The 23,521-nt window shown below is 71.7% G+C and carries 22 protein-coding genes; 14 read left to right on the forward strand and 8 right to left on the reverse strand.

The genetic code is table 11. The annotated features are described in order from the left end of the window. Positions 1-3 precede the first annotated feature (3 nt). Genes NQU54_RS20390 through NQU54_RS20405 form a run of 4 tightly spaced genes read left to right on the forward strand, consistent with a single transcriptional unit; the run spans position 4 to position 4,938 of the window. Positions 4-1,002, forward strand: coding sequence for a UbiA family prenyltransferase (locus tag NQU54_RS20390; RefSeq protein WP_257632303.1), 999 nt, complete (start codon positions 4-6; stop codon positions 1,000-1,002). Positions 1,003-1,049: 47 nt separating this feature from the next. Continuing rightward, a complete protein-coding gene (locus tag NQU54_RS20395) occupies positions 1,050-2,759 on the forward strand; it encodes a prenyltransferase/squalene oxidase repeat-containing protein (RefSeq protein ID WP_257632304.1) in 1,710 nt (569 codons plus the stop codon). Continuing rightward, the gene (locus tag NQU54_RS20400; RefSeq protein WP_257632305.1) at positions 2,756-4,060 is read left to right on the forward strand and encodes an FAD-dependent oxidoreductase; all 1,305 of its coding nucleotides are present in this window, start codon (positions 2,756-2,758) and stop codon (positions 4,058-4,060) included. Before NQU54_RS20395 ends, NQU54_RS20400 begins: the two co-directional genes overlap by 4 nt. 14 nt (positions 4,061-4,074) lie before the next feature. Further along, positions 4,075-4,938 carry a TauD/TfdA dioxygenase family protein gene (locus NQU54_RS20405; protein WP_257632306.1) on the forward strand — a complete coding sequence of 288 codons (864 nt, stop codon included), beginning with the start codon at positions 4,075-4,077 and terminating at the stop codon, positions 4,936-4,938. Positions 4,939-4,945: 7 nt separating this feature from the next. Here NQU54_RS20405 and NQU54_RS20410 read toward each other — a convergent pair whose 3' ends face one another. Beyond that, a complete protein-coding gene (locus NQU54_RS20410) occupies positions 4,946-5,830 on the reverse strand; it encodes a lytic polysaccharide monooxygenase auxiliary activity family 9 protein (protein WP_257632307.1) in 885 nt (294 codons plus the stop codon). A 195-nt stretch (positions 5,831-6,025) separates the two neighbouring features. Here NQU54_RS20410 and NQU54_RS20415 point away from each other — a divergent pair, with 195 nt between their 5' ends. Further along, entirely contained in the window at positions 6,026-6,475 is a 450-nt protein-coding gene (locus NQU54_RS20415) for a spore-associated protein A (RefSeq protein WP_257632308.1), read from the forward strand. Positions 6,476-6,576: 101 nt separating this feature from the next. Here the strand turns inward: NQU54_RS20415 and NQU54_RS20420 are convergent, their stop codons facing one another. Further along, positions 6,577-7,020, reverse strand: coding sequence for a nuclear transport factor 2 family protein (locus NQU54_RS20420; RefSeq protein ID WP_257632309.1), 444 nt, complete (start codon positions 7,018-7,020; stop codon positions 6,577-6,579). A gap of 256 nt (positions 7,021-7,276) precedes the next feature. Between NQU54_RS20420 and NQU54_RS20425 the strand changes: the two genes are divergently transcribed. From NQU54_RS20425 to NQU54_RS20435, 3 genes are all read left to right on the forward strand, one after another. Continuing rightward, entirely contained in the window at positions 7,277-8,632 is a 1,356-nt protein-coding gene (locus NQU54_RS20425) for a PucR family transcriptional regulator (RefSeq protein ID WP_257632310.1), read from the forward strand. 168 nt (positions 8,633-8,800) lie between these two features. Further along, positions 8,801-9,205 (forward strand): hypothetical protein, encoded by a 405-nt coding sequence (locus NQU54_RS20430; protein WP_257632311.1) that lies wholly within the window; start codon positions 8,801-8,803, stop codon positions 9,203-9,205. Beyond that, positions 9,202-10,791 (forward strand): sodium/solute symporter, encoded by a 1,590-nt coding sequence (locus NQU54_RS20435; protein WP_257632312.1) that lies wholly within the window; start codon positions 9,202-9,204, stop codon positions 10,789-10,791. Before NQU54_RS20430 ends, NQU54_RS20435 begins: the two co-directional genes overlap by 4 nt. A 22-nt stretch (positions 10,792-10,813) precedes the next feature. On the opposite strand, the gene NQU54_RS20440 is transcribed toward NQU54_RS20435, so the two are convergent. After that, the gene (locus NQU54_RS20440; protein ID WP_257632313.1) at positions 10,814-11,389 is read right to left on the reverse strand and encodes a CGNR zinc finger domain-containing protein; all 576 of its coding nucleotides are present in this window, start codon (positions 11,387-11,389) and stop codon (positions 10,814-10,816) included. A 74-nt stretch (positions 11,390-11,463) separates the two neighbouring features. On the opposite strand from NQU54_RS20440, the gene NQU54_RS20445 reads away from it, so the two are divergent. Genes NQU54_RS20445 through ulaA form a run of 3 tightly spaced genes read left to right on the forward strand, consistent with a single transcriptional unit; the run spans position 11,464 to position 15,064 of the window. Continuing rightward, the gene (locus NQU54_RS20445) at positions 11,464-12,654 is read left to right on the forward strand and encodes an MFS transporter (RefSeq protein WP_372505967.1); all 1,191 of its coding nucleotides are present in this window, start codon (positions 11,464-11,466) and stop codon (positions 12,652-12,654) included. Positions 12,655-12,683: 29 nt separating this feature from the next. Next, entirely contained in the window at positions 12,684-13,484 is an 801-nt protein-coding gene (locus NQU54_RS20450) for a PTS sugar transporter subunit IIAB (RefSeq protein WP_257632315.1), read from the forward strand. 23 nt (positions 13,485-13,507) lie between these two features. Next, positions 13,508-15,064 (forward strand): PTS ascorbate transporter subunit IIC, encoded by a 1,557-nt coding sequence (ulaA, locus tag NQU54_RS20455; RefSeq protein ID WP_257632316.1) that lies wholly within the window; start codon positions 13,508-13,510, stop codon positions 15,062-15,064. Positions 15,065-15,132: 68 nt separating this feature from the next. On the opposite strand, the gene NQU54_RS20460 is transcribed toward ulaA, so the two are convergent. Then, a complete protein-coding gene (locus tag NQU54_RS20460; protein ID WP_257632317.1) occupies positions 15,133-17,382 on the reverse strand; it encodes an ATP-binding cassette domain-containing protein in 2,250 nt (749 codons plus the stop codon). A gap of 135 nt (positions 17,383-17,517) precedes the next feature. On the opposite strand from NQU54_RS20460, the gene NQU54_RS20465 reads away from it, so the two are divergent. After that, positions 17,518-18,252 carry a MerR family transcriptional regulator gene (locus NQU54_RS20465; RefSeq protein ID WP_069872247.1) on the forward strand — a complete coding sequence of 245 codons (735 nt, stop codon included), beginning with the start codon at positions 17,518-17,520 and terminating at the stop codon, positions 18,250-18,252. A gap of 57 nt (positions 18,253-18,309) precedes the next feature. After that, on the forward strand, positions 18,310-18,792 hold the full coding sequence (locus NQU54_RS20470; RefSeq protein ID WP_079256227.1) for a VOC family protein: 483 nt from the start codon (positions 18,310-18,312) through the stop codon (positions 18,790-18,792). A 105-nt stretch (positions 18,793-18,897) separates the two neighbouring features. Here NQU54_RS20470 and NQU54_RS20475 read toward each other — a convergent pair whose 3' ends face one another. Further along, a complete protein-coding gene (locus NQU54_RS20475; RefSeq protein ID WP_257632318.1) occupies positions 18,898-19,848 on the reverse strand; it encodes a serine/threonine dehydratase in 951 nt (316 codons plus the stop codon). Between the two features lie 35 nt (positions 19,849-19,883). Between NQU54_RS20475 and NQU54_RS20480 the strand changes: the two genes are divergently transcribed. Next, the gene (locus NQU54_RS20480) at positions 19,884-20,537 is read left to right on the forward strand and encodes a TetR/AcrR family transcriptional regulator (RefSeq protein WP_257632319.1); all 654 of its coding nucleotides are present in this window, start codon (positions 19,884-19,886) and stop codon (positions 20,535-20,537) included. A 57-nt stretch (positions 20,538-20,594) separates the two neighbouring features. Here NQU54_RS20480 and htpG read toward each other — a convergent pair whose 3' ends face one another. The 3 genes from htpG to NQU54_RS20495 all read right to left on the reverse strand — a co-directional run bounded on the left by htpG (position 20,595) and on the right by NQU54_RS20495 (position 23,436). Then, positions 20,595-22,535, reverse strand: coding sequence for a molecular chaperone HtpG (gene htpG, locus NQU54_RS20485; RefSeq protein ID WP_257632320.1), 1,941 nt, complete (start codon positions 22,533-22,535; stop codon positions 20,595-20,597). A gap of 159 nt (positions 22,536-22,694) precedes the next feature. Beyond that, entirely contained in the window at positions 22,695-22,847 is a 153-nt protein-coding gene (locus tag NQU54_RS20490) for a hypothetical protein (RefSeq protein WP_167499930.1), read from the reverse strand. A gap of 142 nt (positions 22,848-22,989) precedes the next feature. Then, a complete protein-coding gene (locus NQU54_RS20495; RefSeq protein ID WP_257632321.1) occupies positions 22,990-23,436 on the reverse strand; it encodes a nitroreductase family deazaflavin-dependent oxidoreductase in 447 nt (148 codons plus the stop codon). Positions 23,437-23,521 lie beyond the last annotated feature (85 nt).

Consider the following 23,521-nt stretch of genomic DNA (forward strand, 5'->3'; position numbering starts at 1 on the left):
ACCGTGGCGGCCCCGCGCACGGCACTCCTCGCCCATCTCCAGACCTGGCGCCCGTACACCCTGTGGTACCCCGGTCTGGTCGGACTCGCCGGAGCCTCGCTCACCGGATCGCACCCCACCACGGGGCAGTTGACGGTGGCCTGGGCCGCGCCGACCCTCGGCTGGGTCGCCGGCCACTATCTCGGCGACTACTACGACCGTGACCTGGACGCCCTCAGCAAGCCCCAACGCCCCATACCCTCCGGACGGTTGAGCCCTCGTACGGCCGTGGCCGCGGGTATCGGCTGCGCCCTCGCGGTGGCCGCGCTGGCCCTGTGGGCCAACTGGCGCGCGGTGGCCGTGGCCGCCGCCGCCATGGCGGGCATCGTGGCCTACAGCCGGGTCCTCAAGGGGCGTGGCCTGCCGGGCAATCTCGTCCGCGGTGTGCTGACCGCACTCACCGTGCTCTTCGGCGCGATGGCCGTCCAGCCGTGGCCACCGTGGCGGACGCTGCCCTTCGCCCTGGTCTTCCTGGCCCATGACACCGCGTCCAACCTCGTCGGCACCCTCCGCGACGTCGACGGTGACCGCGAGGGCGGCTACGCCACCGTGCCGGTGCGCCGGGGTGTGCGGCGCGCCACGCACACCGCGGCCGCGCTGTATCTGACCGCCGTGGCCGTGGCCTGCGCCGCCACCGGGCTGGTGCCCGAGGACACGGCCGGCTATCTGGTGCTGCTGTCGGCGGCGGCGCTGTGCGGCGCGGGCGTCTTCGGGCTGCTGCTGCGGTCGCCGGGGCACCTCACCCCGGCGCTGGCGCTGCGCGCCCACGCCGTCCTCGTCTGCGAACGCCTGGTGCTGGCCGCGGCGGTGGTGGCCGCAGGCGCCGGCACGGCACCCGCCCTGGCGCTGCTGACACCGCTCCTCGCGATCAGCGTCATCACCCAGAGCCGGATGCGGTCCCGCCATGAGTTCCCCGCCCCTCTGGCCGATGGCCGGCCCACCCTCCCCGATCCACGTCCCTGACACGGCGCGCCACACCAGAAGGGTCCGATCCCATGCCCCCTTCCGCCTTGACCGAGAGCGTCGGCACGGCCATCGTCGCCGGTGCCGAGGCGCTCCTGGCCCATCGGCGCGACGACGGCGCCTTCGTCTTCGGCGCGCACCACGCCTCCCCGCTGAACACCGCCGGAGCCCTCACCGCACTGCACTTCGCCGATCCGGAGGGCTCGGCCGCGACCATCGAGCGCGGTGTCACCTGGCTGTGCGAGACCCAGCGGGACGACGGCGGCTGGGCCATGCGCTCGGTGCCCACCGAACCCCTCACCACCGCGCTCGCCGCCGCCGCGCTCCAACTGGTGGCCCCCCGCCGGGCGGCGTCGGCCGTACGCGCCGCACGGGACCGGTTCGAGGAGCTCGGCGGCTCCGCGGCCGTCCCGGAACCCGTGATGACCGCCCTCATCCGCCAGTTCCACACCTTCGCCGGGCTGCCCCATGAGGGCGCCCAGCGCCGGCTCCCTCTGGAACTGCTGCTCCTCCCCGGCCTCAGCCGCCGTCTGCTCAGCCTGCGGCTGCCCATCTACGCCGGCCAGGCGCTCGCCCAGTCCGCCCACCGCCGCCGCGGCCCGGCCGGCCGCGTCCTGGACCGGCTGGCCCGCCCCAGGGCCCTGGCGATCCTCCGTGACGCGTACGAACGCGAGGGCGCCACCGGCGGGTTCAGCACCGACCCCTGGCTCACCGGACTCATCTGCCTGGGCCTCGCCCGCTCCGGCCAGGCGCCCGACCTGGTCCGCGCCGCCGCCGGCTGGCTCCGCTCGGCGGCGCGCCCCGACGGCTCCTGGGATCTGATGCCCCTCGATGTGACCTGGACGAACTTCGCCACCGCCGCGCTGATCGAAGCCGGTCGCGCCGACGACCCCCAGCTGATCGGCACCCGCGAGATGCTCCACCGCCACCAGCAGCCCGAGCCGTTCGACGCGCTCGGCTGCCCGGCCGGCTACTGGGGGTTCTCCAGCCCCCGCAGCTGGCCGATGGCCCTGGAGACGGCCGAGTCCAGCGCCATCCTGCTGCGGCTGCCCGGCGGCGCGTACGACCCGCATGTGCGCGCCGGGCTGGCGTGGCTGACCGCCACCCAGGACGCGGCCGGGTCCTGGAGCCTGGCCGTGCGGAACACCAAACCGGGCGGCTTCGGACCCTGCCCCCAGATGACCGCCAAGATCGTGGGCGCCCTGCTCGACTCCGGGGCCGGGGCCGACGACCCGCGCGTGGCCAAGGCGGTGCGGTGGCTGGTCGGCCGGCAGCGCCCGGACGGATCGTTCGAGGCCATGTGGTACCGCGGCGGCACCCCCGGCACCGCCGCGGCGCTGGAGGCGCTCACCAGGGCGGGCCGCACCGAGGAACACCGCCGGGCGGCGGCCCGGGCCAGGGACTGGCTGCTGCGCACCCGGCACCCCGACGGCTCGTGGAGCACCGGCGAGGGCACCCGGCCCGGCACCGTGGAGGAGACCGCCTGGGCGCTGCGCGGGCTGCTCGCCGCCGGGCCGAGCCCCGCCGACCCGGCCCTCGCGGCGGCGGCCCGCTGGCTCGTCGACGCCCAGCGGGCGGACGGCGGCTGGAACCCGGCGCCGGTCAACGAGTACATCCGCGGCTGTGCCCGCTACGCCGACGACGGCATCGCGGCGGGCCTGGCGCTGCGGGCCCTGGCCCACTACCGCTCCGCGACGGCCACCACCACGACCCGCACGAAAGACATCACAGGCGACGGCGGAGGAGGCAGGCCATGAGCCCCGATGTGCTGGTGTGCGGGGCGGGCGTCGGCGGTCTCGCGGCGGCCCGCGCGCTCGGCGGCCTCGGACTGGACGTCCTGGTGGTCGACAAGCAGCCGAGGATCCGCCCGATCGCCAAGGGAGAGGTGCTCCAGCCGGGCGCGCTGCGTCTGCTGCGCTCCTGGGGCGTGGAGCAGCGGCTCGACGCCCAGGGCGCGGTCCGGCTCGGACGGCTGGTCGTCCGCGATCCGCGGGGCACCGCGCTGATGTCCCTCGACTACGGTCAACTGCCCGCCCCCGACCAGTGGTTGCTGGCCCATGACCACACCACCATCCTCACCGCCCTGGCCGAGGGGCTCGGGCCGCGCGTCGAACTGCGCCGGGGCGTCCGCGCCGAGTTGCCGCTGCGCGACGACTCCGGCCGGATCACCGGACTGCGGCTGGCCGAAGGCGGCAGGGTCTACGAGGAGCGGGCCCCGCTCGTGGTCGCCGCCGACGGCATCTCCTCACGGCTGCGGTCCTGGGCGGACATCGAGGCCAAACGGATCGACTACCCGCACCGGCTGGTCTCCTTCGACATCGCCGACGCCGAAGCCGCCGCGCGGGCCGACGACTTCTCCGCGTACGTCACCGACCGGGGGCTGCGCCTGCTCTATCCGCTGCCGGGCGGCCGGCTGCGGCTCTACCTCCAGGCCGGGCCCGATGAGCTGCGCGGCGTCACGGCGCGCGGGGAGCTGGCCGACTGGGCCACCCGGGCGCTGTCCCAGGTACCCGCCCTGGAGCCGCTGACCGCCTCCCTGCTCGCCCATCTCGACACCCGGCAGACGCTGCCCGTCGGACGGCTGCTGTCGCCCCGGCTGGCCGGGCACGGACTGGCGCTGGTCGGCGAGGCCGCGTACGCCGTCCACCCGATGGCCGCGCAGGGCATGAACACCGCCATCACCAGCGCCGGCGCCCTCGCCGAGCGGCTGGCGGACCGGCTGGAGCACATGGGCGGGATGTCGGCCGCGGCGGTGGACGGCGCGCTGCGCGACTACCACGAACGGCAGCTGCCCCTTCTCGCCCAGGCGGCCAGGACCAGCGGCAACGCGGCGCGGATGGTCACCGATCTGTCGTGGCGCGGCCGGATCCTGGGCCGCCGGGCGGTCCGCCACACCGGGGCCAACCCCCGGCTGCTGCACACCGTCACCCACAACATGTCGGGCCTCGGCCCCCGCCCGCTGACCCCGCTGGACCGGCTTCAGCAGCTCGGTCTCGTCCCCGATCCGCGCGCCCACCGAGTGCCGGCCGCACCGGCCGGCCGACCGCAATCCATGTGAGGACGGTTTACCGCATGCCCACTCCCGAACTGGCCGTGACCCCCGTCTCCGGAGCGCTCGGCGCGGAGATCCGCGGTGTCGATCTGACCGAGCTCACCGACGAACTCTTCGAGCGTGTCCATGAGTTGCTGCTCGAGCACCTCGTGGTCTTCTTCCCGGACCAGGAACACCTCACCCCCGACGCGCATATCGCCCTGGGGCGGCGGCTGGGGGAGCTGGAGGTCCATCCGTTCCTGCCGAAGGCCGACGGCCACCCCGAGATCGTCGTCCTGGACGCGGACCAGGGTGCCAAGGCCGACGAGTGGCATATCGACGTGACCTTCCAGCCCAATCCGCCGGTCGCTTCCATCCTCCATCTCCAGGTGTGTCCCGCCTCCGGCGGCGACACCATGTGGAGCAACCAGTACCTGGTCTACGAGACGCTCTCCGAGCCGATGCGCGAACTCCTCGACGGGCTCACCGCCGTCCACGTCCTCAACACACCGCAGACCGGCGAGCACTCCGCCGAACACCCGGTGGTGCGGATCCACCCCGAGACCGGCAGGCGCTCGCTGTATGTGACGCGCATGTGGACCTCGCACATCCCGCAGCTCAGCCGCCCGGAGAGCGACGCCCTGCTCCAGTACCTCTTCGAGCACTCCGAGTCGCCCCGGTTCAACTGCCGCTACCGCTGGCAGCCCGGCGCGGTCGCGATGTGGGACAACCGCGCCACCCAGCACCTGGCCGTCAACGACTACACGGGGCCCCGCAGGGGACAGCGGGTGACCGTCCTCGGCGACCATCCCACCGGCGACACCCCCCGCTGGAAGGAGTACCGGCCCGCGCCCGACGAGCGCTACTACCCGCGCCATGTCACGGCCCGGCACGGCTACCGGTGACAACCCGTCAGCGGCCCGGGCGCCGCCGCCGTACGGTGGCGGCGACCCCCGCGCCCAGCACCAGCACGGACGCGCCACCGGCGAGCAGCACCGGAGTGGTGGTGCCGCCGTCGTCCGCTCCGGTGGCGGAGGTGGCCGAGGAGGGCGGCGCGTCGCCTCGGGACGGCGGGGCGGTGACCTCCACCGACGGGGCCGCAGCCACATCGGACGGGGTGGCGCGCCGCTCCGGCGAGTCCTTCGGGCCCTTCCCCGCGGCGGCGCTCAGCACCACATCGGAGCAGGAGTAGTAGGTGTCCGGGGTGCTGGTGTTCCGCCAGATCGTGTAGAGCAGCTGACGGCCGGTCCGGCCGGCGGGCAGCGTGGCCTGGATGCGGTACGCGTCGTCCACCAGCGCGGGGTCCTTGGCCGTGGCGAACGGCTTCGGCTCCAGGTCCGACCACCTCAGCGGCCGGGTGGGAGCGTAGCCCTCCTTGGTGAGATACAGCTCGAAGGTCCCCGTGTGCGGGATCGTCGACCGATAGGTGAGCGTGAGCTTCGCCCCGGCCGAAAGCCGTGTCGAGGGCCAGTCGGCGCGCGCCAGGTCCAGACCCCGGTACGCCTCCAGGCCCCCGCTGCACAGCTTTCCGTCCGGGACCCGCTCCCGGTCTCTGCCCTCGACCCCCGCGATCCGCAGATTGTCCCAGTCCGCCGCCTCCGGGCCATTGGCGGCCCGGGCCGCCCGGCACGCGGTCGACCGCGCCGCGGCTCCGCCCTCGGGTGAGCAGGCGAACGTCCGGCTCACCGGATCCGTCGGCGCCCCGTGCGCCTGGGCGGGCTGAGCGGCCAGCGCCGTGAACAGACAGGGGAGGGCGCCGAGAAGAGCGCCCACGGCGGCGGTGCGGTGCGAGGTCATCCGGTGCGGCCCTCCAGCTCGGTGCGGCGACGGGCGGCTCGCCCGTACCGGGGGATACGGGAGGCCCGGCCCGCGCGTTCAACGGGCCCCCGGAAGCGGTGGCATGACGCCGTACAACCATCCACGAGGTCCGCATGTCTCCCTAGGCAGACGCAAACAGCGCCTACGCCCATGAAGAATCATTAAGGGGGACAAATGAATCTTTCTCGCCGTATGGCCGCCACCGCGGTCCTCGCCACCGCCGCCATCGCGGGCACCGTGGCCATCACGCCGCAGGCGTCGGCCGCCGCCACGGCCGCGTACAACGGGGTGTGCGGCACCGGATACAAGGTGGTGAACTCGGCGCCCATCGGCTCCAAGGGCACCGTCTTCCTCACCTACAACTCCGCCAAGGGCAAGAACTGCGTGGTCACCGTCCGGAACGCCACGGGCAAGCCGGTTCCCATGTTCGCCTACCTGTACGTTCAGGGAGCCGACGAGTCGGCCGAGGACGGCGGCGCGTACACCTCGTACGCGGGCCCGGTGTACGGCGACGGGCGTGGCAAGTGTGTGGACTGGGCCGGGGGCATCGAGAACCAGTCCACCTGGACGTACGGATCGAACTGCGGATCCCTGACGGCCCACCGCGTGACCAAGGGCTGGTAGGCGCAAGCCCGGAAGCCACGCGCCGATCGAGCCCACCGACGGGGGAACGCACGGGAGAGCGGCGGCCATCTCTGCGAGGTGGCCGCCGCACTCGTCGGGCACTAGCGATCGGTGAAGGCCACCGCGTGGGTGTCCAGCACGATGTGGAGCTGTGCGAGACGGTAGGCGGCACCGTCGGAGCGGACCACACAGCGCACCACGCCGCCGGCGATCGGGGTCACTTGGCCCTCGGTGATGTTGGTGGCGTACATATAGGACACCACCGAGATGTCATCGCCGTCGACCCGCTCGATGTGGATGTTCGAGGCGTTGTGGCGCAGCGGGTAGCCGGCCGCCTCGCGGTGCTTCCGCTGCCAGGCGATCACCTGCTCACGGCCCTGGTTGTCGGAGGCGATGAACTCCTCGTACGGGGACTTCCCGGTGTCCGAGCGGGAGGTGATGTGTACGTCCTCGGTCAGCAGCTCGGGCCAGACGTCGAACTGCCCCTCGTCGAAGACGAACCACCAGCGGTGGATCAGCTCATGGACCGCCAGACGATCGAGCATGCGGAGCTCTCCCCCCGAGGATCCAAGTGATCGACAGCATATCCCGGGGGTCTTGGCCGACGAGGTCCCGGATGCCGAACCGCCGCCGGAGTCCGGTGCGGCCCCCGCCGGGCGTGCGGAAGAATTCCGTGAAGCCACCGACCCATCGGTATGCCGATGGTGCAATAGCGGGGCAGGCTCTGGTATCAAACCTGGCCGTGGCCTCACGCTGCCGCGTCGAGCTGCGCTTTCGCCCGTCACAGGTGGAGGAACGTCTATGCACCCCGTCACCGGCTCCCGCGCTTCCGCCCCCGCCATGGGCCGCCCGGCCCCCCGCCGGTCCGCCGACCGGGGCCGTACACCGCCCCGGATGCCCGCCGCCCGGCCGCCGATCCGGTCGCGGGCCGACGCCGAGACCGTGGCGCTGCTGCACCGCACCGCCCGCGTGCTCATCGAGGAGGTCCCACGGCTGACGGACCGTATCGTCACGCTGATGAAGGAGCGCGAGCCCGTCTACCGGTCGCCCTCCCTCGACCCGCACGAGGTGTGGCGGGAGGTCCACGACTCGCTCAGCCACAATGTGCGCTCGCTGGTGCGCCCCAAGGAGACGCGCGAATCGGCCAGATCCTGCGCGTGGCGGATCGGCACCGACCGCGCCGCCCAGGGCTTTCCGCTGGACGCGCTGCTGCACGCGTACCGCATCGGCTGCACCGTCGTCTGGGAGCGGCTCCTGGAGACCGCCTCGAAGGAGGACCCGCTCGGCGCCCAGGCGCTGGTCCATGTCGCCGCCGACGTATGGAACTTCGTCGACGAGCACTGCACCCTCGTCGCCACGGCGTACCAGGAGGTCGAACGGCAGCTCTCCTGGCACCGGGAGAACCGCTACCGGATCATCGTCGCCGCTCTGCTCGACGGCACCGCCCGGGTGACCGACTTCCCCGAGGCGGAGGAGGTCCTCGGCCTGCCCGAGCGGGGGCGTTACGCGGTCGTGGCGCTGGAGGACACCGATGCCCCGGCGCGGACGCCACACCCCGCCACCGGGGTGTGCGCCGGTCTTCGCACGGTCTGGCACACGGCGGAGGGCATCGCCCACGCCATCGTGCTGCTCGGCGACAGCGACGGCGACGGCGGTGATGGCTACGGCGGTGGTGACGACGGCGATGGCGTCGGCGTGGAGCGGCTGGTGCGCGGGCTGGAGGTGCCGCCCGGCGCACGGGCCGGGGTCAGCCCCGCCGTGGCCGGTCTGGCCGCGGTCAACACCGCCCGCAGGCTCGCCGATACGGCGCTGCGCACCCGCCCGGCGGCCGGGGAGGCGGCGCTGCTGGAGGAGCGCTATCCGGAGGCGCTGGTGGTGTCCTCCCCGGACCTCGGCACCGCGCTCGCCGACCGGATGCTCGGACCGGTCCTGGCGCTGGAGCCCGCCGACCGGGAGCTGCTGCTGACGACGCTGGCCGCCTGGCTGGAGGCCGCGGGATCGGCGCGCCGCGCGGGCGAGCTGCTGTTCTGCCACCGCAACACGGTGCTCAACCGGCTGCGCCGCTACGAGCAGTTGACCGGGCGTTCGCTGGACCGCCCCCGAGAGGTGATGGAGCTGTCGCTCGCGCTGTCCGCGCACCGGCTGTTGACCTCCTGAGCACCGGCTGCCCGCCTGAGACGGTGTGGGCGTGCACAACGGCCCCGCGCCGATCATGTGCGCCCGTCACACGGTCCGCCGGTTGGCCTGTACGCGACCGTGCTGACCTGCTGTCGTGGCGATTCCGTCCCGGTGACGTGGGACGGAATCCGCACAAGGAGCCGCGACATGTCCGACCACGACCACCTCTGGGGCCCGTCCGTCCCGTCCGTCCCGTCCGTCGAGTCCCGCGCCACGCACCCCACCGCGCACCACGGCCCGTACCGCACCACGCGCCGTGCCGCCACGATGCCGCACCACTCCACGGCGCCGCCTCCGCCTCCGCCTCCGCCGGAGCGGCGCTCACCGTGGCAGCGGCCGTGGCCCTGGCCGGCGCGGGCGGCCTGCGCCGCCCTCACCTGTCATGTGGCCGCCGTGGTGGTGAGCTGTGCCGCCGAGGGCGTGGTCAACCTCGGCGCGGGCGGCGGGTTCACCGTGGGCGCCATGCTGATCGGCCTGGACACGGCGGTGCTGCTCACCGTCCTGGCCCGGGCCCACCGCCGGTCCGGCGCCGCGGGGGAGGGGGAACGGTGAGCTTCCTCGACCCCAGAACGCTGGCGTTCGTGCTCTTCGCGGGCTTCATGGCCATCTCGTTCCTGCTCTGCATCCTCGCGGCCACCGGCAATGACGACCCCACCGAGTTCTACCTCGGCACCGGCGCGCTCAGCCCGATGCAGAACGGCCTGGCCATCGCGGGTGACTACATCTCCGCCGCCACCGTGCTCAGCACCACCGGCACCATCGCCCTCGCCGGATTCGACGGGGTGCTCATCGCCACCTCCACCGTGCTCTCCATTCTGCTGTTCATGCTGGTCCTCGCCGGACCGCTGTGCGGACGCGGGCAGTTCACCCTCGGCGACGTCCTCTCCGAGCGGCTGAGCGAGCGCCCCGCCCGTACAGGCACCGCCGTCGTGGTGCTGGTGGTGGTCCTGCCGCTGCTGCTGGTGCAGCTCAACGGCGCAGGCGACATGCTGGCGCTGCTGCTCGGCATCCCCGGCAGCGGCGCGGTCACCGGCTGCACCGTCTTCATCGGCTCGCTCATGGTCTGCTACGCCGCCCTCGGCGGGATGAAGGGCACCGGCTTCATCCAGATCCTCAAGACGGTGCTGCTGCTCGCCGCGTTCGTCCTGCTCGCCTGTCTGGTGCTGAGGCGCTTCTCCTGGAACCCGGTCACCCTCTTCGACGCCGCGGCCGACGCCAGCGGCTACGGCGACGGCTTCTGGCAGTCCGGCCGCCAGTACGGAGACTCCCTCAGCGGCCGCCTGGACGTCATCAGCGTCCAGCTCACCCTCGCCGTCGGCGCGGCCTGCATGCCCCATCTCACCATGCGGCTGCACCCGATCCGCGGGATGCGGGCCGCCCGCGCCGCCACCACCTGGGCGGTCGGCGCGGTCACCACCATCCTCGGGCTGATCGTGATCGTGGGTGCCGGAGCCACCGCCGTCGTGGGCGCCCGCGCCCTGCGCGCCTCCGACCCCACCGGCGGCGACTCCCTGCTGCTGCTCACCCTCGCCCTGGACCCGGCGGCGCCGGAGGCCCACCGCAGCCTGCTCTTCTCCGTCGTGGCCTGCGCGGTCGTCGCCACCACCCTCGCGGCGGTCGCCGGACTCACCCTCGCCGCCGCGGCCTCCCTCGCCCATGACGTGCTGGCCAAGGTCGTCTTCAAGGGCAGGCTCTCGGCCGATCGCGAGCTCGCCGCCGCCCGTGCGGCCATCGTGGCCGTCGGCGTCACGGCCGTCGTCCTCGCCATCGTGACCCAGCACTGGAACCGTCAGGTCCTGATCTCCTTCACCTTCGCGGCCGCCGCCTCGGCCCTGCTGCCGGTCGTGCTCTACGGCACCCTGTGGCGCGGCTTCACGGTGAACGGACTGCGCTGGGCGCTGTACGGGGGGCTCGTGCTCACCGCCGTGGCCATGGCCTTCTCCCCGGCGATCTCCGGCAACCCCCTCGCGGTCTTCCCCGACCGCGACTTCCACTGGTTCCCGCTCCGCAACCCGGGCCTCATCACCGTCCCCGCCGGGTTTCTGCTCGGCTGGTTCGGCTCCCGTATCGGACGGCGGGCTCGGCATGCCCAGAACCCCGCGCGGGGCGACACGCCCTACGCGGCGCACCCCGGCTGACGCGTCGAATCCGCCGGAGTCCTTACGGGGACCGGGATCCGGCCTTGGCACGCCGGTGGGCGGCCACCCGCTCCCGGGTCGCGCACCGGCGTGAGCAGTAGCGGCGCTCCGGTCCGCTGCCCACGGTGAGGAAGACATCGCCGCAGCCGGGGGAGGAGCACAGACCGCCGGGCGGGCGCTGACCCTCCCAGAGCAGCACGGTCAGCGCCATGCACGACGAGGCCAGGAACCATTCGCCCCAGGGCGCCTCGTCATCGCTGTCCAGATGCGGATGCCAGGGCGAGCGGCCGTCGTGCGAGCTGAGCCGCAGCGGACCCGTGCCCTCCCGCAGCAGCCGGTTCAGCACTCCGGCGGCTTCGTCGACACCGTCGGCGGCGAACACCTCGCGCAGCCGCAGCGCGGCGGTGCGCAGGCCCGCGACATCGCCGGAGGTGAGCTCGAGCGGGCCGAGCTCGCCGTGGTCGAGCAGGATGCCGGCGATCGCGCCGGGATCCGGATCCGGCTCCGCGGTGAGGGCGTTGACGAGGGCGGCGGTGCGGCGGGCGGTGGCCCGTACCGAATGCCGGGTGGACCGGTCGTCGTTCGAGGCTGGTGACACGGGGTCAATGTAACGCACCTGGCGAGATTTTGCGTTAGCTGCATAACGTGATGGGCATGTTGGGGCGTTACGCGATGAGGTGCTATCTGGGCGGCGCGGCCGCCGCCCGCGCGGGGGACGAGATGTCCGGGCCCGCGCTGCTGCTGGCCGGACCGGCGCTCACCGGTTCCGCCACCTCCGGCTCGTCGCTGCTGGCGGGCATCATGGTCGCGGCGGCGCTCGGCGGGCCGCTCTTCGGGGTGCTGCTCGACCGCTCCGCCCGGCCGGGGCGGCTGCTGGCCGCGGCACTCGCCCTCTACGCGGCGGCGCTGACCGCGATCCTCCTGGCCCTGGAGCGGCTGCCGTTCGCCCTCACGGTGCTTCTCGCCGTGGGCGCGGGGCTGCTGGGACCGGCCCTGTCCGGCGGCTGGACCTCCCAGCTGCCGCGGGTGGCGCCGCCGGGGGGCCTGCCCCGTGCCAACGCGCTCGACGCGATGACGTTCAGCCTCGCCGCGCTGGTGGGGCCCGCACTCGCCGGGGCCGTGGCGGGGACGGTCGGGGCGCCGGCCGCCGTGGCGGTGTCCATCGCGCTGATCGGCCTCGCGCTGCCCGCCGCGTGGGCGCTCCCCGCGCCTGAGCGGCCCGTCTCCACGCCGCCGCCCACCTCCTCGGTCCGCGCCGATCTCACCGCCGGGCTGCGGGTCGTCGCCCGCAACCGGCGCCTGGCCCGCGCCACCGCCACCTCCGTCATCTCCTGTGTGGGCCAAGGCGCGTTGCTCACCTGCTGCCCGCCGCTCGGCGCGGCCGTACTCGGCGGTGCCGACCGTGGCGCCCTGCTGCTGTCCGCCACCGCCGCATCGGCCCTCGTGGCCAACGCGGCCCTCTCCCGCCACCCGCGCCCACCGCGCCCGGACACCGTGCTCCTCGGTGGCGCCCTGCTGCTCGCCCTCGCGCCCCTGCTGGCGGCCATCGGCCATCCGGCCCCGGTGATCGCCGCCGCGCTGCTCACCGGCGCCGCCGAAGGCCCGCTGCTCACGGCCCTGTTCGCGGTGCGCCACCGGGAGGCGCCCGAGCGGCTGCGCGGTCAGGTCTTCACCACCGGCGCCAGCCTGAAGCTCACCGGCTTCGCCCTGGGCGCGGCGCTCGCCGGTCCGCTCGCCGCCTGGTCGCTGCCCGGTGCCCTGGTGGCCGCCGCGGGGTGCGCGGGGCTCGCGGCCCTCGTCTTCGTATGCTTGTCCAACGGCGCGGAGGCTACCGTTCCGCTTCCACCCCCGGGGGCTGTGTGACGGTGCCCATGTCATCCATGATGACCTGCATGGAAGATCTGAAAGACCTGCTCCCGGTCGAGGCCGTACGGCTTGACGTCCGGGCGCCCGACTGGCGTGAGGCGATAGGCGCCGCCGGGCGTCTCATGGTGGAAACGGGAGCCACCACCGACGAGTACACCCGCGAGATGGTCGCCAACGTCGAGGAGAACGGGCCGTATATCGTCATCGCCCCCGGGGTGGCCTTCGCCCACTCCCGGCCGTCCCCGGCGGTGCTCACCACCGGGATGTCCTGGGTCCGGCTCGCCGAGCCCGTGGAATTCGGGCATGAGTCCAACGACCCGGTCACCCTCGTGGTCGCCCTGGCCGCCAAGGACACGGCCGCGCACACCTCCGCGATGGCGAGCCTGGCACGGCTCCTGGGCGACCCCGACACCGCGGCCGCCCTCGCGGCGGCGCCCACCCCGGAGGCGCTGCACGCGGTGCTGACCGGGGACGGCGCCGAGGCGTCCGAACCGTCCGCCGGACCCGAACCGTCCGCCGCCTCCGGGCCCCGAGCGGCCTCGCTGCACAAGATCCTCACCGTCTGCGGCAATGGCGTGGGCACCAGCCTGTTCCTCAAGAACACTCTGGAGCAGGTGCTGGACCGCTGGGGCTGGTCCAGGTTCGTCACCGTGGAGGCCACCGACACCATCTCCGCGAAGGGCAAGGCGTCCGAGGCCGTGGTCCTGCTCACCTCCCGTGAGATCGCCAGGACTTTGGGGGATGTGGGACGGCCCGTGAAGGTCGTCCAGGACTTCACCAGCACCGCCGAGGTGGACGCGGTGCTCCGGGACACGTACGACGTCTGAACGACGGGGACAGAGGAAGCACCATGAGCTGGTTTGTCACCCTCGCCACGTTTCTCGTCAATGAGATTCTGAGCGAACCCGCGTATCTGATCGGCATCATCACCGCCGTCGGACTGATCGCGATGAGGAGAAGCACCGGGCAGATCATCGGCGGCGCCATCAAGGCGACCCTCGGATTTCTGCTGATCGGCGCGGGAGCGGGACTGGTCACCGACTCCCTCGCCCCGCTGGGCACCATGATCCAGGGCGTCACCGGCGCCCACGGCGTCATCCCCACCAACGAGGCCATCGTCGGCATCGCCCAGGACCAGTTCGGCTCACGGGTCGCCTGGCTGATGATCCTGGGCTTCGTGGTCAGCCTGGTGCTGGCCCGGTTCACCCCGCTCCGCTATGTCTTTCTGACCGGCCACCACATGCTGTTCATGGCCACGCTGCTGACCGTGGTCCTGGCCAACGGCGGCCGCTCGACCGTCGCCGTGGTGGCCGTCGGCGGTGTGCTGCTGGGCATCATGCTGGTCGCGATGCCCGCCTTCGCCCACCCCTGGACCAAGCGGGTCACCGGAAGCGACACCGTCGCCATCGGCCACTTCGGCACCGCCGGATACATCGTGGCGGGCGCGGCCGGAAAGGTGGTCGGCAGGCGCAGCCGCTCCACCGAGGAGATGAAGCTCCCCGAGGGGCTGCGCTTCCTGCGCGACTCGATGGTGGCCACCGCCTTGTCGATGCTGCTGATCTACCTGGTCATGGCCGTCCTCCTGCTCGTCAAGGAGGGGCAGAAGGCCGCCTTCAAGGCGTTCGCCACGGGCACCGGCGGCGCCGTGGCCACCGGTACCGGGAACTATCTGATGCAGTCCGTGATGCAGGGGCTCCAGTTCGGCATCGCGGTCGCGGTGATCCTCTTCGGCGTCCGTACGATCCTCGGCGAGCTCGTCCCGGCCTTCCAGGGGATCGCGCGGAAGGTCGTCCCCGGTGCCCTGCCCGCGCTGGACGCGCCCATCGTGTTCCCGTACGCGCAGAACGCGGTGCTGATCGGCTTCCTCTCCAGCTTCACCGGCGGGCTGATCGGTCTGGCCCTGCTCACCATGGTGTTCAACCCGGCCTTCGGCCTCGCCCTGGTGCTGCCCGGCCTGGTGCCGCACTTCTTCACCGGCGGCGCGGCCGGGGTCTACGGCAACGCGACCGGTGGCCGGCGCGGCGCGGTGGTCGGGGCGCTCCTCAACGGGCTGCTCATCACCTTCCTCCCCGCCCTGCTGCTCAAGGTGCTCGGCGCTTTCGGCGACCAGAACACCACCTTCGGCGACGCCGACTTCGGCTGGTTCGGCGCGCTCATCGGCAACGCGGGCAAGGCCGGTGGCGCCGCCGGACTCGTCGTCATCCTGCTGCTCGGCCTCGCGGTCCTCGGAGCCGCGATCCTGGTGCAGAAGCGGGTGGTCGACACCGGCTGGGACCCGGGCGCGGCACGCGACGCCCTGATGCCGCGCGAAAGCGTGGTGGCGCCCGCCGAGACCGGCGCCACCACGGCCGCGTACGCCAAGATCCCGCCGCCCGCGGGCGCTCCCGCGCCCCCGCCCGCCCCCTGACGCACAGTGGCGGACCGGTGGTCCCGTCCCGAGCCATGAGGGCGGGGCGGGATCACCGGGGCGGGGGCTCACGCCTGCTTGACGTAGCCGCGCAGGTGGACGGCGGTGAGGCTGCCGCCGGTGTCCACGAGGTCGGCCGGGGTGCCGGTGAACACCACCTGACCGCCGTCATGCCCCGCCCCCGGACCCATGTCGATGATCCAGTCCGCATGGGCCATCACGGCCTGGTGGTGCTCGATGACGACGACCGTGTTGCCCGCGTCGACAAGGCGGTCGAGCAGGGCGAGCAGCTGGTCCACATCGGCGAGGTGCAGTCCGGTGGTCGGTTCGTCCAGGACGTAGGTCGTACCGCTCCGCGCCATATGGATGGCCAGCTTCAGCCGCTGGCGCTCACCCCCGGAGAGTGTGGTGAGCGGCTGGCCGAGACCCAGATAGCCCAGCCCCACCGCGGTCAGCCGGTCCAGGATCACCCGGGCCTGACCGGTGGTGAAGAACTCCCGCGCCTCGGCCACCGACATGCCCAGGACTTCGCTGATGTTCTGTCCGCGCAGCCGGTACGTCAGCACCTCGGGCCGGAACCGCTTGCCCTCACAGCCCTCGCACACCGAGGCCACCTCGGCCATCATGGCGAGATCGGTGTAGATCAGCCCGATGCCCTTGCACAGGGGGCAGGCACCCTCGGAATTGGCGCTGAACAGACCCGGTTTGACGCGGTTGGCCTTGGCGAACGCGGTCCGGATCGGATCGAGAAGCCCCGTATAGGTGGCCGGGTTGCTGCGGCGGGAGCCACGGATCGCCGACTGGTCGGCGACGATCACCTCCTCCCGCCCGGACAGCGACCCATGGATCAGGGAGCTCTTGCCCGATCCGGCGACACCGGTGACGACGGTGAGCACTCCGAGGGGGATGTCGACGCTCACATCCCGCAGATTGTGCAGTCGCGCGCCCCGGACCGGCAGTTGCCCGGTGGGCCGCCGCGCCTTCTCGCGCAGCCGCACCCGGTGGTCCAGATGGCGTCCGGTGAGGGTGTCGGAGGCGCGCAGTCCGGCCAGGTCGCCCTCGTAGCAGATCCGCCCGCCCGCCGCCCCCGCGCCGGGCCCCAGGTCCACCACATGGTCGGCGATCCGGATGGTCTCCGGTTTGTGCTCCACGACCAGCACCGTGTTGCCCTTGTCGCGCAGCTGGAGCAGCAGACGGTTCATCCGCTCGATGTCATGCGGATGCAGGCCCACCGTGGGCTCGTCGAAGACATAGGTCACATCGGTCAGGCTGGAGCCGAGGTGCCGGACCATCCGCACCCGCTGGGCCTCGCCACCGGACAGGGTGGAGGACTCCCGGTCCAGGCTCAGATACCCCAGCCCGATCTCGGTCAATGAGTCCAGGAGAGCGCACAGGTTCTCCAGAACCGGCCCGACGGAATCGTGCCGGATACCGCGTACGAACTCCGCGAGATCGCTGATCTGAAGGGCCGAGCACTCCGTGATGGAGCGGCCGTCGATCCGGCAGGACCGGACGGCCTCGCACAGCCGGGCGCCCTCACACTCGGGGCACTCGGTCAGGGTCATGGCCCGGTCGGCGAACGCACGCGTCCGCGGCTGCATCGTCTCCCGGTCCTTCCCGAGGTACAGCCGGCGGACCTTGGTCACCAGCCCCTCGTAGGTGAGGTTGTTCTTCCCCACCTTGATCGTGGTGGCCGGTTTGTGGAGGAAGTCCTCCCACTGCCCGGGGGCGTACTCCCGGACCCTGATATCGGGGTCGAAAAGGCCGGAGGCCGCCATAACCTGCCAGTGCCAGCTGTCCACCTCGAATCCGGGGACGGTGATCGCCCCCTCCTTCAATGACTTCTCCGTGTCGACGAGTTGGCCGATGTCGATGTCGGTGACCTTGCCGAGCCCCTCGCACCGCGGACACATGCCCTCCGCGGTGTTGAAGCTGAAGGCGAGGGGAGGGCCGACATAAGGGCTGCCGATCCGGCTGAACAGGATCCGCAGCAGGGTGTGGGCGTCGGTGGCGGTGCCCACGGTGGAACGGGAGTTGGCACCCATCGGCTCCTGGTCCACGATGATCGCCGCACTCAGATTCCGCAGCGAGTCGACTTCCGGACGGCCGAACGTCGGCATGAAGTTCTGGACGAACGCCGAATAGGTCTCGTTGATCAGCCGCCTCGACTCCGCGGCGATGGTGTCGAAGACGAGCGAGGACTTACCGGAGCCGGAGACACCGGTGAAGACCGTGAGGCGTTGCTTGGGAATGTTCACACTCACGCCCTGGAGATTGTTCTCCCTGGCACCACGGACCTTGATTTCGCTGACATCCATGCCTTCAAGTGTTTCATTGAAGTGCACGTTGAGACTTTTCGCGGATTTCCTTCCCATGGCCGCTGGATGTGCCGTGGGGGAGCGGGCGCTAACCTTCAACTCGCCCGTGAACCCCTGCCTCGAAGGTGACGAACCGTGAGCCGTACGGACGCCGCGCTGCGCCCCGTCGATCTGGCCCGGATGGCGGGTGTCTCCACCCAGCAGATCCGCAACTACGTCGACGCGGGCATCCTGCCCCCGGCCGCCCGCACCCCCGCCGGATACCGCAGACTCGGCGACCGGCACCGCAGAGCCCTGGTGACCTTCCGGGCCCTGCTGCCGGGATATGGCCCGGAGACCGCCCGCGAGGTCATGCGGGCCGTGCACGCCGAGGACATCGCCCTGGCGCTCACCCTGGTCGACGCCGGCCATGCCGCGCTCCATGACCAGCGGCTCTCCCTCCAGGAGGCGGGGAAGGCGCTCGAAGCGGTCGCCGAGCAGAACACGGACACCTCGGCGCCGTCCCGCTCAGGGCCGCTGCGCATCGGCGAGGTGGCCGCCCGTCTGGGCTTGCGCACCTCGGCCCTGCGGGTGTGGGAGTCCGCCGGACTGCTGCGCCCGCGGCGCGACCCGGGCACCGGCTACCGCGTCTACGGCCCGTCCGATGTCCGCGACGCCCGGATGATCGACCTGCTGCGCCAGGTCCGCTATCCGCTGCCCCAGATCCGGCCCGTCCTGGACGGCCTGCGCCGCACCGGCGGCAGCGAGGCCCTGCGCACGGTCATCGCGCAGCGCCAGGAAGGGCTCGCCCAGCGGGCCACGGCCATGCTCGAGGGCTCCTGCCGGCTGCACCACTACCTCACCGGAAATCCGCCGGCCGAGGACCGATGAGTTCCCGGCGCGGGAGCGGTCTGAAGGGTTAAACGCTCCCCAGCGCAGGAGGTACCGATGGCCGGCGACGGATTCACCACGTGTCTGTGGTTCGACGGCAAGGCCGAAGAGGCGGCGCAGCACTACGTTTCGATCTTCAAGAACTCCAGGCTCGGACGGATCACGCACTACACCGGGGTCGAGCCCGGCGGCCCGGCGGGGACCGTGCTGACCGTCGAGTTCGAGGCCAACGGACAGAAGTTCGTGGGGCTCAACGGCGGGCCCGAGTTCACCTTCAGCGAGGCCATCTCCTTCCAGGTCCACTGCGAGGACCAGGACGAGGTGGACTACTACTGGAGCAGGCTCTCCGAGGGCGGCGAGGAGGGCCCCTGCGGCTGGGTGAAGGACAAGTTCGGGGTGTCCTGGCAGATCGTCCCCACCGCGCTCCTCGAGATGATCAGCAGCCAGGACCCGCAGAAGGCCAAGCGGGCCACCGAGGCGATGATGAAGATGGGCAAGCTGGACATCGCCGCGCTCCGGGCAGCCTACGACGGCGCGTAGCCGGCCACGGGGAACGGGCCCGTACGGCATCCGGTCGGACTGCCGTACGGGCCCGTCCACTGTCGTGAGACCCGAGCTGCCCCGGCCCGGCCCGCGGCCATACCGCTAACGGGCCCGGGTGAGGTCCGCCGGGTCGGTGTTGGCGCCGCAGAGGAGCACCGCGACCTTCTCCCCGGGCCGTGGCCGGTACACACCGGAGGTCAGGGCCGAAAGCGCCGTGGCCGCCGCGTGCTCGACCGCGATCCTGCGCTCGTCCCACAGGGCCTGTCGCGCGGAGACGATCGCCTCGTCGGACACCAGGACGGACCGCACCCCGTCCTTACGGGCCCACGCCAGCGCGTCCGAGGACACATGGCGCGCCCCCAGCGAGTCCGCCGCCACCGAGTCCACCGGCACATCGACCACCGCACCGGCCTCCAGCGCGGCGTTCAGGGCCCGGCTCCCGTACGGCTCCACGGCGACGACCCCCACCCCGTGCTCCAGGGCGGACACCGCGACACCGGTGAACAGCCCGCCGCCCCCGACCGCCACCACCACGGTGTCCAGGTCGGGCCGGGCCCGGAGGATCTCCTCCATCACGGTGCCCGCCCCGGCGGCGATCAGCGGGTGGTCATACGCGTGCGAGAGCAGCGCGCCGGTCTCGGCGGCGTGCTTCTGCGCGGCATCCCGCGCATCGGCGTACTCGGTGCCGATCTGATGGACCTCGGCACCGAGCCGGCGCAGCCGGTCGACCTTCACCGGGGGAGCGGTCTCGGGCACGAACACGGTGGCGGGCACGGAGTGCCGTGCGGCCGCCCAGGCACACGCCAGCCCGGCGTTTCCGCCCGACGCGATGACGACACCCGTGCCGGGCAGGGTGCCCGCCTCCCGGTGGGCCCTGGTGAAGTTGAACGCGCCGCGCGCCTTGAAGGTGCCGGTGTACTGGAGGAACTCCAGGGCCAGCCATCCCTCGGCCGCACCCCACGTCCCCTGCTCCACCGGCGCGAGCGCCACGGGCCGGATATGTCCCGCGGCCCGCTGGGCCGCGGCTCGTACGTCTTCGATGGAAAGAGTCACTGAAACACTGTAACAACCACTGGTACGCTCGGGTCGTGCGAAGCAACCGGGACCGAGCCGATCAGCCCACCCTGGAGGCCATCGCCGAGGCGGCCCTGTCCGTCGTCGACGACGAGGGGCCCGAGGCGCTGAGCTTCCGCAGGGTGGCGCAGCTGCTGGGGGTCTCCCACGCCACGGTCTTCCGCCGCTGCGGCGACTTCGACGGTCTGGTGAACGCGTGCGCGGACCGGCTGGCCGCGCGGATGCCGCTGGTGGGGCAGGACCTGGACTGGGCCACCGCCACCGAGACCCGCTTCTCCGCGTTCTACGAGGTGCTGATCGAGCATCCCGGTCTTGTGGCGCTGCGCTCGGGCCGCGCCTGGTGGGGCCCGCATCTGCTGAGCCGCCTGGTGGAGCCGCAGCTGGCACACAGCGTCGCCGCCGGAATGACACCCGACGCGGCGATCCGGGTCTACCGGCGGCTGTATCTGCTCACTCTCGGCGCCGTCGCCTTCGTCGACCACCGCGACGTGAAGAAGGTGCGCTCCGCCGCGCGTACGGCGCTCGCCGCGCTGGACCCCGAGGACTTCCCGGCCCTCACCGGCAACCTCGCCGTCGTCCTGCCCGCGCTGACCGACCACGAGGTCTACCACGGCGCGCTGCGGCAGTTGATCGACGCCTCCGCGTCGGCCTGCCTCGGCGGACGGTGACCGACACGAAGCGGGGCGGGCCCGAGTGGGCCCGCCCCGCGTCACGCCGAGGCGTGGCTAGAGCGTCTGCTGCACCCGCTCCGCCACCAGCTTGATGAAGCGCGACGGATCGCTCAGCTCACCGCCCTCGGCGAGCAGCGCCATGCTGTGGAGCAGCTCGGCCGTCTCCGCGAGCCCGCTGTCGTCCTTGCGCTCGGCGTGGGCCTTGCGCAACCCGCTGACCAGCGGATGGGTGGGGTTGATCTCCAGAATGCGCTTGATCTGGGGCATGCTCTGGCCCATGGAGCGATAGATGTTCTCCAGGGCCGGGGTGACATCGAAGGTGTCACCCACGATGCAGGCCGGGGAGGTGGTCAGCCGTGAGGACAGCCGAACCTCCTTGACCTGCTCGCTCAGCGTCGTCGTCATCCAGGAGAGCAACTCGGCGAAGTCCTTCTGCCGCTGCTCCCGCTCGGCCTCCGCCTCCTCGTCCTTCTCGTCCTGGGAGTCGAGATCGACCTGGCCCTTGGCGATGGAACGGAGCTGCTTGCCGTCGAACTCCGGCACGGCGTCGACCCACAGCTCGTCGATGGGGTCGGTGAGGAGGAGCACCTCGAAGCCCTTGTCCCGGAACGCCTCCATATGGGGCGAACTCTCCACGATCGACCGGGACTCGCCGGTCATGTAGTAGATGTGCTCCTGCCCGTCCTTCATGCGCTCGACGTAACCGCGCAGCGTGGTCGGTTGCTCGGCGTCATGGGTCGAGGCGAAGGAACACACTTCGAGGATCGCCTCGCGGTTCTCCAGGTCGCCGAGGAGACCTTCCTTGAGGACGCGGCCGAATTCCTTCCAGAAGGTCGCGTAGCGCTCCGCGTCGGAGGACATGATGTCCTTCACCGTGGAGAGCACCTTCTTCACCAGACGCCGCCGCATCAGCTGAATCTGGCGGTCCTGCTGAAGGGTTTCCCGCGAGACGTTCAGCGAGAGGTCCGCCGCGTCCACCACGCCCTTGATGAAGCGGAGGTATTCCGGCATCAGCGCTTCGCAGTCGTCCATGATGAAGACGCGCTTGACATAGAGCTGAACCCCCCGCTTGCGGTCCTGCATATACAGGTCCTGCGGTGCGCGGGCCGGAATGAAGAGCAGCGACTGGTATTCGAAGGTGCCCTCCGCCTGCATGCGGATGGTCTCGAGCGGATCGGCCCAGTCATGGCTGATGTGCTTGTAGAACTCGTGGTATTCCTCGTCGGTGACCTCGCCCTTGGGACGGGCCCACAGCGCCTTCATCGAGTTCACGGTCTCGAGCTCGGGCGCCTTCTCCTCGCCTTCCTCCGCCTCGTCCTCCGCCGTGGCCGGGGGCTGGGCGGGGGCCATCCTGATGGGCCAGGTGATGAAATCCGAGTGCTGTTTGACGATTTCCCGGATCTTCCACGGCGAGGCGTAGTCGTAGAGGTGGTCCTCGGTGTCCTCCGGCTTGAGCCGCATCGTGACGGAGGTGCCCTGGGGCGCGTCGTCGACCGGCTCGATCGTGTAGGTGCCCGCGCCGCTGGAGACCCAGCGGGTGCCCTGGCTCTCCCCCGCGTGACGGGTCACCAGGGTCACCTCGTCGGCCACCATGAAGCTGGAGTAGAAGCCCACCCCGAACTGCCCGATGAGGTCCGCGGAGGCGGCCGCGTCCTTCGACTCCCGCAGCTCCTTGAGGAATTTGGCGGTGCCGGAGTTCGCGATCGTGCCGATGAGCTCCACGACTCCGTCATGCGACATGCCGATGCCGTTGTCGCGGACGGTCAGTGTGCGCGACTCCTGGTCGATCTCGATGGCGATATGGAGATCAGAGGTGTCCGCCTGAAGGCTTTCGTCACGCAGCGATTCGAGGCGCAGTCTGTCCAGCGCGTCGGAAGCGTTGGAGATGAGCTCCCGCAAGAAGACGTCCTTGTTCGAGTAGATCGAATGGATCATCAACTGGAGAAGCTGCCGCGCCTCGACCTGAAACTCGAAAGTCTCGACCCCTGTAGTCAACTGTTTCCCCTCGTGAGATAAGCGTCGACGCCGTCAAGCACAGTGCGTCATCAGCAGCTTATCGAAGGTGAGGGGTGTCGAGCGGCCTTCCTGGCAGTATCGCGGACGGCCGCTCACGGGACACGGATCCGGTGGGCCGGGCGACGGGGCCGGTGCGCGTCAGCCGCCGCCGCGCACCGTACTCCAGTCCAGGGCCTCGGCGGCCTCCCGCTGGATTTCCTCCGCCGCCTCCCGGGCCTCGGCGGGGACATCGCCGTGCTCCGCCACGAGGCTGTCGTAGATCGGCACGAAGTCGGACTTGTCTGCGTTCATGTGGCGCACTTCCTCGGTACGGATTCCGGGTCAGCCCCCGGCTACCCGATCTGTTGGACAGACATGCTTTGACGTGGATCACACAGGGCCTCCGGGCGATCCACGGGTGCCCGGCGCGGTGGGACGCGCCGGGCGCCGGGGGTCAGTGCCCGGTGGGCGACTGATCCAGGACGAATACCGGGATCTGGCGGTCGGTCTTCGTCTGGTACTCGGCGTAGTCCGGGTACGCCTCGACCGCGCGCCCCCACCACACGGCCTTCTCCTCGCCGGTGACCTCGCGCGCGGTCATGTCCTGCCGGATCGGGCCGTCCTGGAGCTCGACGCGGGGGTCGGCCAGGACGTTGTAGTACCAGACCGGGTGTTTGGGGGAGCCGCCCAGCGAGGCGACGACGGCATAGGTGCCGTTGTGCTCCACCCGCATCAGCGGGGTTTTGCGGATCTTTCCGCTCTTCGCGCCCCGCGTCGTCAGAACGACCACGGGCAGGCCCCGCAAGGTCGTTCCCTCGAGGCCGCCGGAGCTCTCGATCAGGTCGACCTGATCGCGTACCCACTTCTCCGGGCTCGGCTCGTACTCACCCTGCAACGGCATGATGTCCGTCCCCTCATCCCTTGTGCGAAGACTCGCCTGACGTCTCCCCGTGCCCATCCTCAACACGGGGAGTACGCGAGATCAT

Source organism: Streptomyces malaysiensis subsp. samsunensis (assembly GCF_024519315.1).
Lineage (GTDB): Bacteria > Actinomycetota > Actinomycetes > Streptomycetales > Streptomycetaceae > Streptomyces > Streptomyces malaysiensis.